Origin of the sequence: Roseiflexus sp. RS-1, assembly GCF_000016665.1 — a bacterium.
Lineage (GTDB): Bacteria > Chloroflexota > Chloroflexia > Chloroflexales > Roseiflexaceae > Roseiflexus.
This window is the reverse complement of record NC_009523.1, coordinates 1,921,111-1,935,821: the sequence shown is the minus strand read 5'-3', so window position 1 is coordinate 1,935,821 and position 14,711 is coordinate 1,921,111. Positions and strand designations below refer to the sequence as shown.

Below are 14,711 nucleotides of genomic sequence, written 5' to 3'. Positions count from 1 at the left end.
TCACGCTCCGGCGGCACTGCTATTCCCCAACCTCACCCTCAAAGCGTGTCTGGAGAACGGCTGCATCACGCCCCTGTTCCTGAAGCCAGCGCACCAGCACTGCGGCGTAGCCGTGCGTGACCCATACCCTTTCCGCCCCGGTGGCGTCAATTGCCGCCAGCAAACCGGGCCAGTCGGCATGGTCGGAGAGCACAAAGCCACGGTCGATGGCACGCCGACGGCGTGTTCCGCGGATGCGCATCCACCCGGATGCGAAACCGGTGGAGAAAGGACCGAACCGGCGTAACCATGGGGTGCCATGGGCTGAAGGCGGCGCCAGAATCAGCGCCTGCGACCAGTCGAACCCGCGCGGTGCATCACCGACGTATTGCACCGGCGGCAACGCAACGCCGCTGGCGCGGTAGTCTTCCGTGATACGGACGAGCGCCCCATGGACGAAGATCGGTCCGATGGTCGGATCGAGACCGGCGATCAGGCGCTGCGCCTTGCCGAGCGCATAGGCATACAGGATGCTGGCTCGTCCCGCTTCCTGGTTGCGTCGCCACCAATCGTTGATCTGCGCCAGAACGCTGGCTTGCGGGGGCCAGCGATAGATCGGCAACCCAAATGTCGACTCGGTCATGAAGGTATGACAGCGCACCGGCTCGAATGGCGCACACGTCACATCAGGGTCGGTCTTGTAATCTCCGCTGACGACCCATACCTGGCCGCGATACGCCACGCGCACCTGCGCCGATCCCAATATGTGACCGGCTGGATGGAATGAGACATCGACACCGTTGATCGAGACGATCTCTCCATAGGCGAGGGTTTCGATATGTGCATCCGCGCCGAGACGGGTACGCAGCACCCGCTCACTATCGCGCGTCGCCAGGTAGGCTGCGCTGCCGGGGCGGGCGTGATCGCTGTGTGCGTGCGTAATGACGGCGCGTGCAACCGGTTGCCACGGGTCGATGTAGAAATCACCGGTCGGACAGTACAGACCGGCATCGGTGAGTGCAAGCAGCGTGCTGGACATACCTGCATGATACCATGTTCCCTCCCGAACGTCAGAACAGGGTCTGATTCACACCGATGGCACGGGCAATGGCGCGTATTTCATCCGGTTGCAGTCCATCGGCAGGTTCACCGGCGCTCAGGTTGAGCACTTCATAGCGGGCGCTGGTTTCCAGATATTCAATCAGGTCAGCAGCGCGCTTTACCGAAACTTCGGATCGCGCCATGACCCCATGTTTGCTCCAGAGGACCAGGCGATGGTTCCGCAGCGCCGTCACCGTCGCCATCATCAGTTCCGTCGATCCGGGAATAATGAATGGCAACACTGCGACTCCCTGCGGGAATGCCATGATCATCTCCGGTTGCCAGCGGAATAAGCGGCGGTTCAGTTCGACGGGATCGCGGTAACGCGGGATGTGGCTGAGATAGGTCAGGTGCAGCGGTTGCGCATGCACCAGCGCACTGTAGTTTGTGCCGGTGGCAGCGACCTGATCGTTGTGCACGGCAAGGTGCGAGTTGAGTTCGCTGGTAAGACGGGTGAACAGGCGCGTGGGAGCGGTGTACAGTCTGGCGCGCGTTCCATCAGGGGTTATCTGCACCACGCCGAGATTATCGGTCGGGTGGTCGTACACTTCGCGCAACCGTCTCCCCGATCCGGTGACCAGGACTACCCCGCCAGCCAGCGCTGGCGCGGCAACCGGCAGGTCGATCTCCTCGACGAGTGGAAAGACTGGTTGGAACTCGAGTGGCCAGCCGATATACACCGATATATTGCCAGCAGCGCCTTCACTGGCGCCGATGTCTGCCATCCGTCGTCCTGCTTCGCCGATCCGTAGCATCACGTCGTCCAGCGCAGGAAAAGGGGGATCGAGTGACATAGAAGCGTTTCTCCTTCCTTCTCCGATAAGCGCCCGCAATGATAGGCGAGTCCCCGTATGGCGTCAACAGAACCGCGTCACCGAATGAAACAACGTCGAGATCTTTGCACGATATGACTCTCCTGCAAAAACGCACCACCGAGACACTTGGTGTGCAGAGGTTTCCATCCGTCGCTTGCTGCGTCCGCTGCGTCTCCGTGGTGACATGACCTTTTGCAGGAGCAGGTATGATATGATTCGGTCGAATGAGTGAACACCCGCTATGCGGCAGGCAATCAAGGGGTTTCTGATGGTCTTTGAATAAATAATTCGGTATAGCCCGCGCAGGCGGGCTTCGCCTTGCATAGCCGAGGGCTTTAGCCCCACGGCAAGAGGCGCATACCGGATTAAATTCTCAATCTCCATAAGAGAAGCGATACGACAATGATCATCGCAATCGGCGATCTGGTATGGGATGTTCTGGTAAAGCCGGACGGACTGCTGCTTCCTGGCGGTGACACCACCGGCAGCATCAAACTTGCGCCGGGGGGATCGGCGGCAAACGTGGCTGCATGGGTTGCGCGCTGCGGCGCGCCTGCCGGGTTCATCGGCGCGCTGGGCGCGGATGTGTTCGGCGATCTCATCGCTGCCGACCTGCAACGCGAGGGGGTCGAGACGCATATTGTTCGCCTGCGCCACAGTGAAACCGGCGTGGTTCTGGCGCTGATTGATCGCGCCGGGCAGCGAAGTATGGTAACCAACCGTGGCGCCGATCATCAACTTATGCCGGATATGACGCCGGAAGGCGTGTTGCGTTCGTGCAGCCATCTCCATGTTACCGGATGGTCGCTCTTCAGCGACCCGCCGCGCGCCGCCGCCCTGCATGCTGCACGCATCGCCAGCGCATTCGGCGCCACCATTTCGTTCGACCCGGCATCGTACCAGATCATCCGCGAGATCGGGCACGATCAGTTCGACCGGATCACCGCCGATCTGCCGGTGGACATGCTGTTCCCCAACCGCGACGAGGGGGAAGCGCTGACCGGTGAACGCGAGCCGCAGGCAATTGCGGCAGCGCTGCGCGAACGTTTCCCCGGCGCGCTGGTGGCGCTCAAACTGGATCGGGATGGATGCTTTATCATGACGCACACGCTGATAGCGCATATTCCCGGACAGGTCATCGGCACGCCGGTTGACACGACCGGTGCGGGCGATGCCTTCAACGGCGCATTTCTGGCGCGTTACCTGACCACCGGCGACGCCGCTGGCGCTGCGCGTTTTGCCAACCAGATCGGGGCGTGGGTGGCGCAGCGGAGCGGCGCGCGCCCGCCGATCGACGACGAACTCCGCCAGATTCTTAGCGATAGCCGATAGCTGATAGCTGATAGCTGATAGCCGATAGCCGATAGCCGATAGCTGATAGCCGATAGCCGATAGCCAATAGCTGATAATCGATAATCTTTGCACTATCATACGTGACAAGGAAGGGCTATGCCAACACCCCCTGTTCCGCCAAAGCAACCGCACGTGGTCTCCATCCACGGCAATCAGGTGATCGACAACTACTTCTGGATGCGCGAACGCGATAACCCGGAGGTCATCGCCCATCTTGAAGCCGAAAACCGCTACACGGAAGAGATGACGGCGCACATTGCCGGGCTGCGTGAGCGCCTGTACAGCGAGATGCGCAGCAGATTGCGCGAGGAGGATGAAAGCGTTCCTGATCGCTACGGACCGTTCGTGTACTTCACGCGCACTCAGGCAGGACGACAATACCCGATTGTGTACCGTCGCCCCGTTCACAATGCACAAGAAGAGATCCTCCTCGACATCAACACCCTGGCGGAAGGACACGCCTTCACCCGTATCGGGGTCTTTCGACCGACGCACGATGGACGCCTGCTCGCCTGGTCGGTCGATGTGAATGGATCGGAAACGTACACGCTTTTCATCAAAGATCTGACAACCGGCGCGCTGCTGGATCGTCCGATTTCCAACACCTACTATGGCGTCGCCTGGAGCAACGATGGACAGTACCTGTTCTACACCACCCTCGATGATGCCAGACGCCCCTATCGCGTCTACCGCCACGCCATCGGAAGCGATCCAGAAGCGGACACACTGGTGTACGAAGAGACGGATCATCTCTTCCACGTCGACGTTTCCCTGACCCGAAGCCGGGCATACATCCTGGTGACATCGCACAGCAACACAACCTCAGAAGTGTATGCGATTCCGGCTGATGAACCGACGACGGCGCCGCGCCTTCTTCTGCCGCGCCGCCATCGGGTTGAGTATACAGCGCATCACTGCGGTGACCATTTTTACTTTCTGACGAATGACAACGCGCTGAATTTCCGCGTCCTGCGCACGCCGGTCGATGATGCGCGCCTGGAACGGATGGAAGAAATCATCCCGCACCGCAACGACGTGATGATCGATGACATAGCGCTCTTCGCCGATCATCTGGTGGCATACGAACGCGCCGATGCACGGGAGCGCGTCGAGATTATCGATCTGCGCACCGGCGAAGCGCACCTGCTGACATTCCCAGAGCAGGTCTACACCCTGCAACCGTGGGACAGAGACGCGCTGTGGGAACCAAACCTGGAGTTTGACACTGCCGTTTTGCGGCTCCACGTCATGTCGCTCACTCAGCCGCGCACTATCTATGACTACGATATGACCTCGCGTGTCCTGCAGTTGGTGAAGCGCGACGACATCCCCGGCTACGATCCATCGCGCTACCGCAGCGAACGCCTGTGGGCGACGGCAGGCGACGGCGTCCGCATACCGATCTCCATTGTCTATCGCGCCGATGTGACACGTCCGGCGCCACTGCTGCTCTACGGCTACGGTTCGTATGGCGCCACCGCCGATCCGCGTTTCTCGCTCGAACGGATCAGCCTGCTGGATCGCGGCGTTATCTTTGCAATCGCCCACGTTCGCGGCGGTGGAGAGTTGGGACGCGCGTGGTACGAAGCGGGCAAGATGTTGAACAAGCGCAACACCTTCACCGATTTCATTGCCTGCGCTGAACACCTGATTGCCGGGGGATACACCACGCCAGAGCGACTCGCAATCATGGGACGCAGCGCCGGTGGCTTGCTGGTAGGTGCAGTCACAACGATGCGACCAGATCTGATGCGGTGCGTGATCGCCGATGTTCCGTTCGTCGATGTGATCAACACTATGCTCGATCCGTCGATCCCGCTGACGGCAATCGAGTTCGAAGAATGGGGAAATCCGGCGATTGCAGAACAGTACGCATATATGAAGTCCTATTCTCCCTACGACAACACCACGCCGCGTGCATATCCGGCAATCCTGGCGACCGCCGGCTTGCACGATCCGCGTGTGCAGTACTGGGAACCCGCCAAATGGGTGGCAAAACTGCGCGAGGTCAAAACGAACGACACACCAGTGTTGCTGAAGACCGAAATGACCGCCGGGCATGCCGGTCCTTCCGGGCGCTATGATCGCTTGCGCGACACAGCCTTCGAGTATGCGTTTCTCCTCGATCACCTGAGGGCATCATAAGCGTCCTGAGCGCGGGAGGGCGGGAGCGGCGTGCGCATCGAAGAAGGACTCTCCTGGAGCGGAAAAGAAGAGAAGAGGCGCTGCGTCGCAGCGCCTCGCCCAACTTCGTCGGTTTTACTGCCGAACGCGCAGCTCGATCAGCGTGAATGTGTTCTTGCGGATCGACCCCACGGCGTGGTAGATCACCGTCTCACCCGGACGCGCCTTCACACTGCTCACGCGGACCGGATCAGTCGTGCCTGCCAGGGCAAACTGCACCCGGAAGCGGGTGTTGACCGGCAGTTCCGCTGCTACCTGATCACCGTTGGCGACATTCGGGATCACCGCCAGCGCCGCAGGTGACGAAAATGTTTTGACGATCAGGTCAACGGGAGGCAGCGGCGCCGTATGGCGCGCCACAATCCGACCACTGCCAGAGCTTGCAGGCGTTACGTCGTTCATGAACTTCGATGCCGTTGGAGCGCCACTTGCAGTCAGATGAGCGACAATAGTCGCATTTTCACCGGCAGCAAAGGGAACTGTTGCGGCGACAGCGACTGGACCGCTGCACGGGGGTGTGGACAGCGACGGTGAAAGATGGATCTTAATGCTGTATGAGCCAGCAGGCAGCTCAATCGGACCAACGGTATCGGTGTACTTGAAGCGCGTCAATGCGCACGCTCCATCAACCGATACATCAACCGGCAGGCTTGGCTGAAGCCCAAGATCACGACCGGGAATGCCATGGACGACATACACCTTCGCGTTGCCTGCTGCCTGCGCGGGGGCGAGTGAGATGAGCGATGCAAGCGCAACTGCGACGAGTGCAACAAGCATGGTGAGCGATCGGCGAATCACGTTGGGTATCCTCCCTTTCTTTCTTCCTTCTTCACTTCGATTGCCAGGAGACGCAAGCGCTTGCATCTGACTCTACGTATGCACATCCAAAATGGATGTCTCCAAACACCATTACATTTTATTTATGCTATACTTTTGTGCTATACTCTAGCCTGCGATGGAGCCTGCTGAAAGGAAGGATCATGACACAACGACGCGGCGGCATCAAACGCAGTTCGCAACTGACATTCCGACGACGCCTGTTTATTGCGCGCCTGTTGCTGCGCGGTCCGGCATCGACTGAGGCACTGATTGAAGCCGTGCAGCAGGAACTCGGCGCCGAAGGATACCCGTCGGCGGCAGTGGCGGCTCTTAAGCACGACCTCGATGCACTCAAGTCGTCCTATGGCTGTCGGATCAGTTTCAACCGTGAGTCTGGCGGCTACGTGCTGGAAGATCTTGGAGCACTGGCGTTGCTGAAAGGATCAGAGCCGGTTCGTGAAGCGATCCACGCGATTGAGGCGCACTTTCCTGCCGGGTCTTCAGACGCGAGCGTCGACCATGTGCATAAGACCCTGGATTATCTTCGCCTGCTGGCAGCCCTTGAAGCATAAGGTCTTCCAGACCGAAGCGCCGAACTGAATGCATTCCGGTTGCGGAAAAAGCATCGGTGATCGACCCAGACGAGTTATGTCGCGCGACTGTACAAGACCATACCGACAGTCCGCTCGCCTCGTCTGGGTCGACGTATGTACCGGAGGACATTGATGCGGCAGATCATGCTTTCCAGTGGCTGGCAACTCAAGCAGCGCGATCCATCACGCGACCTCGCCACGCAGATCGATGAAGATGACGGATGGATACCGGCGACTGTCCCTGGCGTCGTGCATCACGATCTGATCGCTGCCGGTTTGCTGCCCGATCCCTTCGAGGGGCTGAATGAACGTGCGGCGCAGTGGGTCGGCGAGGTTGACTGGTTGTACCGCTGCGATGTTGAGATCGCCAATGATCTCGCACCCGATGAAACGGCGACGCTCTGCTTCGATGGTCTCGATACCTTCGCAAAGGTCTGGTTCGACGATGTGATGGTGTTGTCCAGCGATAATATGTTCATACCACGCCGCATCGAGGTGACGCGCCTGATCCAGACGGGTCACAATCGGTTGATCGTGTTGTTCGAGTCGGCATTGCGGCGCGGGCGGGCGCGTGAAGCGGAAGGCGGCGCACTGCCGCTCTGGAATGGCGATAGCAGCCGCCTCTATGTGCGCAAGGCGCAGTACCACTATGGTTGGGATTGGGGTCCGACGCTGCTGACCGCCGGTCCCTGGCGTCCGGTTCGCCTGGAAGTGTTCACTGCCCGGATTGCCGACCTGCACTGCCCGATCGAGGTGACGCCTGATCTTCGGATTGCGACAATCCCGGTGAAGATTGTTGTCGAAGCAGGGAGCGCGATTGCGCGCAATGCGCAGGAACTGGCGCTCTTTTTCGCCAGTCTGATAGTGCAGGTCGATCTCTTCGATCCTGATGGCGCGCCGGTCGCCTCGGTCACCCTGCCGGTCGTCGATGGCAGGGGCAGCACTGATCTGATCGTCTTTGCGCCGCGCCTCTGGTGGCCCAACGGTTATGGCGACCAACCGCTGTATCGCCTGGTTGTCACCCTCCAGCGCAACAACGACATCCTCGACCGGCGTGAATTGCGCCTCGGTCTGCGACGGTTGCGCCTGGTGCAGGATTCACTCGAAGGGGAACCCGGCACGACCTTCCTGTTTGAGGTCAACAATGTGCCGATCTTCTGTGGCGGAGCGAACTGGATCCCTGCCGACAGTTTCGTGACGCGCATCACGCCGGAGCGCTATCGTGCCTGGTGCGAGCAGGCAGCCGCGGCGAACATGGTCATGCTGCGCGTCTGGGGCGGCGGCATCTATGAGCACGATGCGTTCTACGATGCCTGTGACGAGTTGGGGTTGCTGGTGTGGCAGGATTTCATGTTCGCCTGTGGCATCTATCCCGCTCCTGGCTGGTTCCGCGATAGTGTGCGCGCCGAAGCCGAAGCGCAGGTGCGTCGCCTGCGGCATCATCCGTGTCTGGCGCTCTGGTGCGGGAATAACGAAGATTATCAGATCGGCGCCGCTACCGGTCGCTATGATCCCAACCTCACCCCTGAAGAGAATGCTGACCGCTTCCCGGCGCGGGTGCTCTACGAGCGACTGCTGCCCGCTATCTGCGCCGATCTCGATCCAACCCGCCCCTACTGGCCCGGAAGTCCGTATGGCGGCGCGGATGGCAGCGATCAAACCTTTGGCGACCGGCATACCTGGGAGATCTGGCACGGACCGGTTGCGCCGTATCAGGCATATGCAGCCTACCACGGGCGTTTTGTCAGCGAATTCGGGATGCAGGCGTTTCCTGATCGCGCCACCATCGAAGCATTTGCGCCGCCAGCAGAACGCTACCCGCAGAGCCGCACGCTCGATCATCACAATAAAGCCGCCGATGGTCCACGGCGCCTGGCGGTGTACCTGAACGATAATGTCCGCATCCCGCCCGACCTGGACGGGTATATCTATGCGACGCAACTGGTGCAGGCGGAGGCGCTGACAACGGCAATCCGCGCCTGGCGACGGCGGTGGGGCGGACCGGGACGCTACGCCACGGCGGGTGCGCTGGTCTGGCAACTCAACGATTGCTGGCCCGTCATCAGCTGGTCGATGATCGATTACTACCTGCGCCCCAAACCAGCGCTCTACGCTGTGCGGCGGGCGCTCGCGCCGATCGCTCCCGGTCTGTCGCGCACTGCCGATAGCGTTGAACTGTGGGTGGTGAATGGAACCGTAGCAGCAGCGGAAGTCGAGGTTGAACTGCGTACCTGGACCCTCGGCGGTGATCTGGTGGCGCTCGAAAAATTGAGCGTCTCACTTCCACCCAATCGCACAACCGAATTGGGGCAGTTCGGCTTCGATCCCGGATCAGCGCTCATTTTCGATGCACGCCTGATCGTGAATGACAGGATCGTGGCGCGCGCTTCGCTCTGGCCCGAACCGTTCAAGTATCTGACCCTCCCCGATCCGGTGATCGTGCTCGACCTGGCGCCCGGCGATTATCTGCACATACGCGCCGCGCGTCCTGCGAAAGGGGTCGTGCTCTCTGCTGGCGATGGCGTCGCCTGGAGCGATAACTATCTCGATCTGATGCCCGGCGATGAACAGGTCATCCACGCAGAGGGTCTCGGCGAACGACCGGTCAGCGTGCGCTGGCTGGGGATGATGTGATGGCGCCCCCTTCAATGTTCGACAACATCCTCCTCGCTTTTTTGCTTCGGTTCCGGCTCGACGTACCGCCCGTAGAGGATGGTGAGTTCACGCAGACGCGAGATGACCGCCGGTGTCAACTGGTGCAATCCGAAGCGCCACGTCCAGTTTCCGCCCGGTCGTCCGGGTGTGTTCATCCGCGCCTCGCTTCCCAGCGACAGGACATCCTGCAGGGGGATAATGGCGGTGTCTGCCACCGACGACAGCGCAGCGCGGATGAAATCCCACGCAATATCTTCGCCGCTGCGCCCCAGGTAGAGCTGAACATGGCGGCGCTCCTGATCCGAAGCAGTGCGCCACCAACCAAGCGTCGTGTCATTATCGTGTGTGCCGGTGTAGACCACGCAGCGTTGAATGTGGTTGTGCGGCAGGTAGGGTTGATCGGCTTTGCCGCCAAAGGCAAACTGTAACACGCGCATGCCGGGAAAGCCGAACTGATCGCGCAGCGCTTCGACGTCAGGCGTAATGACTCCCAGGTCTTCCGCCACAATCGGCAACGTGCCAAGCGCCCGTTTGACCGCCTCGAAGAAGTCGGCGCCGGGTCCTGGCGCCCAGCGACCATTGACTGCCGTCTCCTCATCGGCAGGCACTTCCCAGTAGGCAGCAAAGCCACGGAAATGATCGAGACGCACAATATCGACCATCGTGAGCGTGGTGCGGAACCGTTCGATCCACCAGTCGTAGCCGCGTTCTTTCAGTACGTCCCAGCGATACAACGGATTCCCCCACAACTGCCCGGTTGCGCTGAAGTAATCCGGCGGTACGCCGGCTACAACCGTCGGTCGCCCCTCATCGTCGAGGAAGAACAACTCAGGATGCGCCCAGACATCGGCGCTGTCGTAGGCGACGAAGATCGGAATGTCTCCCATGATCTGGATCCCCAGATCGTTGACATACTTCTTCAGCGCAAGCCACTGGTCGAAAAAGAGGTACTGGATGAAACGCTGATAGGCGATTTCGTCGGCATACGCACGACGCGCGGCAGCGAGCGCCGCCGGGTCGCGTCTGCGCAGGTCTGGTTCCCAGTCGGACCACGGACCGCCGCCGTTGGCGCTCTTCAATGCGGCAAAGAGGGCGTAGTCGTCGAGCCAGGATGCCTGGGCTTCACAGAACGCCTCGAAATCGGCGCGCAGATGGTCGGCGTATCCTTCGCGGAAGCGCGCGAATGCGCGGCGCAGAATCTGGTTCTTGAACGGAATGACTGCGCCATAATTCACCGATGTATCCGGCAGAATCGGCGCGTCAGCCAGGTCCGACGGCGTGAGCAACATCTCTTCGAGCAGGATGTCGAAGTTGATCAGCAGGGGATTGCCGGCAAACGCAGAGAAACTCTGGTACGGCGAGTCGCCGTAGCCGGTCGGACCCAGCGGCATCACCTGCCAGATACGTTGACCTGCGGCGGCAAGCAGATCGGCAAAGTCGTATGCTCCATCACCCAGGTCGCCGATACCCCACCGCGACGGAAGCGACGTTGGATGGAGCAGAATACCGCTGGCTCGTTGGCGGTTCATAGGCATCCTCATACACAGCACGGCTTTCTTCCCTAGTATACCCGAAACCCTGTACATGACAGTTCTAATCCTGACAGGAGCTTACAGGGGCAGGTTTTTTGGGAAGCCCTTGCGTTTCTTCTCTCGTTTTGGGCTTCAGGACACCCAAACTCTTCCTTCTTCCCTTGTGGGGGAAGGGGTTTGGGGGGATGAGGGGCAAAAGCGCACGGGAATGCAGAAAACCGCTCATTCAACCTCATTTGTGGAATAATCCTGGAACAATCGCAGGACGGCGGACGTCTTACCCATGGAAAGATATGTTCATTCGTGGGATCGTCGATGGGGGGGAAACGGTCACATGGTGAAAGGAGAACAATCAAATGTGTGGATTCTTGCGTCCTTTATGGTCGGCGGCGCTGATCGTCGCGCTGATGGCGGCTCTGCTGCCCTTCACCGCGCCGCGTGCAGTGCAATCCGCCGATGATCCAACACCGGTCGCCACACCGGGCGATATGCCCGTATTTCTTCAAGAAGACCTCGGACCGGCAACCCGCGATATTGGTGACGACATTGATGCGATCATCCAGGCAGCACTCGTCGCGTATCTCCAGCGCACCGGCGATCTTCCGGCGCCTGCTGCACCGGATGCGCTGGCAGTGAGTGCGATCCCGTCTCCAGTACCGCCGGTTTATCTGCCGTTGATTGTGAGTCCGCCGATGCAGGCGGTTCTTCCGCCGCAACCAACGCCTGTTCCGCCGCCGCCAGGCGCGGATGTGACCGCAGTCACCTGGCCCGAGCCGAGTATTCGTGTGGGGCGCGGCATGACGTTGACCTACGAAATCCGCGTTTACAACGATGGTGAAGGCGACGCCAGCAGCACAACCGTCGTTTTCCCGTACAACCGCAACCACATCCTGCCAATTGCCAGCCGGTTCGACCGTAGCGCAGGCGACTGGGTAAGCGAATTGACGCCGACCCAACTGACCATAACCTTTGGTCGTCTTGGCGGCGGCAAGATGCGCAGTGGCTTCATCGATTTCAGGGTCAACGACCGGCTGACGGACAAAACCGTCATCGATGTGCGTTCCACGTTCCGCTGGTCTGATGAGAATCGTGGTGGAAATGGACGTGGCAACTGGGCGCCGGTGCTGGTCGGCGGCGGCAACGACACCGCCCCCTTCGTCTGGTTGATCGTCGAGCCGGTGCAGGGAACGGCAAACGAGACGCGCACCTTTTTCAGCGACCGCTTCGTACCGGGTGAGAATGTCGTGACGTGGCTCAACACACCCCGCGGCGTCAAACCGCTCGATGTGGCATCAGCCGCCGATCCTTCAGGGCGAGTATGGCTGTCGTATCGCCCTTCCGATCTGACGCCGGGGACCTATCAGATCGTGGCGCACGGCACACGCAGTCGTCTGACCGGTGTAACATCATTTGTCGTCAGGTAGATGGGAGGAGGAGGGGGAGCGGTTCAGGAGGAGAGCCGCTCCTCGAGCGGATCGAGCGCGGCATTCCAGAGCTTCATACGCTCGGCGTCACCGCCGGCGTCGGGGTGATGGAGCCGCGCCATCGCCTTGCGGATGGCGCTGATCTCGGCTGCGGTGAGCGAAAAGGGAAAGGTGCCAATCCTGCATTCCGCCTGCTCGCGCATCGCACTCTCGGCGCGCGCCTTCCACATATCGCGTTCGCGCTCCAACACTGCGTTCTCGCGCGTGATCTCGACCAGGTTGGCAACCGTTTTATTGTACGCACGCGCGATCTCGGCATGGCGGTCCTGTTCCTTGCTGAGCTGGCGCAACAGGGCGCGGATCGTCAGATGCGCCTGCTTCAACTCATTCAACAGCCACGCCGGATCGATCGACGCAGGATCAATATCTCGCCATTGGTTATCGTGGTGAGTCACTCCGGTTTCCTTATGCTGGAACAGACCTGTACGTGTGTAGTATAGCGACATGATCCGCCGCTCGTCAAACGCTCACGAACCGTCATACTGGCGCAACTCACGAACCTTGAGCGCCGTCCCGATCACTATGACGATACACGCCGCACCATCGATCGCCACTGCTGCAGGCGCGCCGATGAGACTGGCGATAAACCCGGCATTGGTTTCACCCAGTTGCGGACCGCCAGCAAAAAAGATCATCGTGACCGCCACCATTCTTCCGCGCAACTCATCGGGGGTCAGCAACTGACGGATCGTGCCGCGGATCACCATGCTGACCGTATCCGCCGCGCCCATGCCTGCCAGCGCCAGCAGTGTCAACGGCAGCCAGCGCGACACGCCGATGATCACGACGCATACGCCAAAGAGCAGCACTGCCGCCAGGAGCGTCATCCCCTGACGCGGGATGCGCACGCCGCTCAGCAGCGTGGCGGCGATCACCGCGCCGACCGATGGCGCTGCATACATCCAGCCCAGTTCGGTTGGACCAACCCGCAGCACCTGATCGGCGAAGACCGGCAGCAACACACCGGTAGCGCCAAAGAACGTGGCAAAGAAATCAAGCAGCATCGTTGCTGCAATCAGGCGATGCGAAAAGACGAAGCGCAACCCTGCCAGCGCCGCCTGCAACGAGACCGGTTCAGCGCGCGCGGGGAGATTGCGCGTGCGCATAAGTAGCGCTGCAACAACCACTGCGAGAAAACTGGCAGCATCGATCCAGTACACCGGTGCAACCCCAACCGCCGCGATCAGGATGCCGGACAACGCCGGACCGATCACGGTCGCAAGTTGCCAGGCGACGATATTCAGGCTCAGGGCATTGGGCAGATGCTGCGGCGCCACGAGATTGGGAATAATCGCCTGACGCGCTGGCAACTCGAACGCGCCTGCCACCGATGCCAGCGCCACCATCGCGTAGATCAGCGCCAGCGGCGGGCGCTCCGTTTCGGCGGCGAACGCGAGTACAACTGAGCACCCAAGCGCTGCCAGCGAAGTCAGGATCAGCATGCTGCGTCGTTCGACGCGATCTGCGACCATACCGCTCACGAGCGCCGTGACAACCAGTGGGACGACGCGCGCCAGACCGATCAGACCGAGTGCGAGTTCAGGCTGAATGCTGCTGTCAACACGCGCCAGTTGATAGATCTGCCAGGCGATAGCCACGTTGCGCATCTGCGTGCCGGTGATCGACACAAACTGACCAAGCCAGAGGAGCCGGAAGTCGCGATAGCGCAGCGCCACGAAACGGGAGGGGTTCATCGAAGACGTGGATGGATTCATAGATGCACAACCTGTTATCAACTTTGTTGTTCAGGTTGCACATCATACCACCAGTTCGCGTATGATACAGTTTTGTGTATAATGTGGGTTAAGAGAAACATTAATGATCTGTCACGAAAGGAACAGGAACATGTCGGATCAACCCCTGCACACATTGCAGCTCCGTCACAGGCACGCGTCAGGGGCGGAAGAATGGTCGTGTCCGCACTGTGGTCGTCGCCTGCTGATCAATCTGTCGCCGGTGCGTCGCCGGACGATTCTGGCGGAGGGCGACCCGACTGCGCTGCACGTTGGCGGCGGCGGTCTACGGCAGACGATGCCCGCTCCACTCCGCATGAACGCCACCCCCAGGTTGCCAGTCGTCCACGATGAGCCAGGACCCATCCCGGTCACCGACGCTTTGTTGCCCTGGATCCGCTGGATGGAACAGGCTGGCTTATAACATCCTCATCGATATGGACCCCCAGACGTGAGTTCTTCG

General features: G+C 60.4%; 12 protein-coding genes. 6 read left to right on the top strand and 6 right to left on the bottom strand.

Annotated features, from left to right (window positions below):
* Positions 1–19: 19 nt before the first annotated feature.
* Both ROSERS_RS08185 and ROSERS_RS08180 read right to left on the bottom strand, forming a co-directional pair.
* Positions 20–1,018 carry a ligase-associated DNA damage response exonuclease gene (locus ROSERS_RS08185; RefSeq protein WP_011956323.1) on the bottom strand — a complete coding sequence of 333 codons (999 nt, stop codon included), beginning with the start codon at positions 1,016–1,018 and terminating at the stop codon, positions 20–22.
* A gap of 31 nt (positions 1,019–1,049) precedes the next feature.
* Positions 1,050–1,874: a class II aldolase/adducin family protein gene (locus ROSERS_RS08180; protein ID WP_011956322.1), complete on the bottom strand. Its 825-nt coding sequence runs from the start codon at positions 1,872–1,874 to the stop codon at positions 1,050–1,052.
* A 423-nt stretch (positions 1,875–2,297) separates the two neighbouring features.
* Here ROSERS_RS08180 and ROSERS_RS08175 point away from each other — a divergent pair, with 423 nt between their 5' ends.
* Both ROSERS_RS08175 and ROSERS_RS08170 read left to right on the top strand, forming a co-directional pair.
* Positions 2,298–3,227, top strand: coding sequence for a carbohydrate kinase family protein (locus ROSERS_RS08175; protein ID WP_011956321.1), 930 nt, complete (start codon positions 2,298–2,300; stop codon positions 3,225–3,227).
* A gap of 117 nt (positions 3,228–3,344) precedes the next feature.
* Positions 3,345–5,393, top strand: a complete 2,049-nt coding sequence (locus ROSERS_RS08170; RefSeq protein ID WP_011956320.1) for a S9 family peptidase — start codon at positions 3,345–3,347, stop codon at positions 5,391–5,393.
* Positions 5,394–5,507: 114 nt separating this feature from the next.
* Here ROSERS_RS08170 and ROSERS_RS24055 read toward each other — a convergent pair whose 3' ends face one another.
* Entirely contained in the window at positions 5,508–6,230 is a 723-nt protein-coding gene (locus ROSERS_RS24055) for a DUF4397 domain-containing protein (RefSeq protein WP_011956319.1), read from the bottom strand.
* 182 nt (positions 6,231–6,412) lie between these two features.
* Between ROSERS_RS24055 and ROSERS_RS08160 the strand changes: the two genes are divergently transcribed.
* Together ROSERS_RS08160 and ROSERS_RS08155 are read left to right on the top strand one after the other, a co-directional pair.
* A complete protein-coding gene (locus tag ROSERS_RS08160; RefSeq protein ID WP_011956318.1) occupies positions 6,413–6,823 on the top strand; it encodes a hypothetical protein in 411 nt (136 codons plus the stop codon).
* A 153-nt stretch (positions 6,824–6,976) separates the two neighbouring features.
* Complete coding sequence (locus ROSERS_RS08155; protein ID WP_041333324.1) at positions 6,977–9,478, top strand: beta-mannosidase; 2,502 nt, start codon at positions 6,977–6,979, stop codon at positions 9,476–9,478.
* An 11-nt stretch (positions 9,479–9,489) separates the two neighbouring features.
* Here the strand turns inward: ROSERS_RS08155 and malQ are convergent, their stop codons facing one another.
* Entirely contained in the window at positions 9,490–11,085 is a 1,596-nt protein-coding gene (gene malQ, locus ROSERS_RS08150) for a 4-alpha-glucanotransferase (protein ID WP_083763275.1), read from the bottom strand.
* 302 nt (positions 11,086–11,387) lie between these two features.
* Between malQ and ROSERS_RS08145 the strand changes: the two genes are divergently transcribed.
* Complete coding sequence (locus ROSERS_RS08145) at positions 11,388–12,455, top strand: hypothetical protein (RefSeq protein WP_011956315.1); 1,068 nt, start codon at positions 11,388–11,390, stop codon at positions 12,453–12,455.
* A gap of 23 nt (positions 12,456–12,478) precedes the next feature.
* On the opposite strand, the gene ROSERS_RS08140 is transcribed toward ROSERS_RS08145, so the two are convergent.
* Entirely contained in the window at positions 12,479–12,910 is a 432-nt protein-coding gene (locus ROSERS_RS08140) for a hypothetical protein (protein WP_011956314.1), read from the bottom strand.
* A 72-nt stretch (positions 12,911–12,982) separates the two neighbouring features.
* Positions 12,983–14,230 carry an MFS transporter gene (locus ROSERS_RS08135; protein ID WP_011956313.1) on the bottom strand — a complete coding sequence of 416 codons (1,248 nt, stop codon included), beginning with the start codon at positions 14,228–14,230 and terminating at the stop codon, positions 12,983–12,985.
* 130 nt (positions 14,231–14,360) lie between these two features.
* Between ROSERS_RS08135 and ROSERS_RS08130 the strand changes: the two genes are divergently transcribed.
* Positions 14,361–14,672, top strand: a complete 312-nt coding sequence (locus tag ROSERS_RS08130) for a hypothetical protein (protein WP_157041008.1) — start codon at positions 14,361–14,363, stop codon at positions 14,670–14,672.
* Positions 14,673–14,711 lie beyond the last annotated feature (39 nt).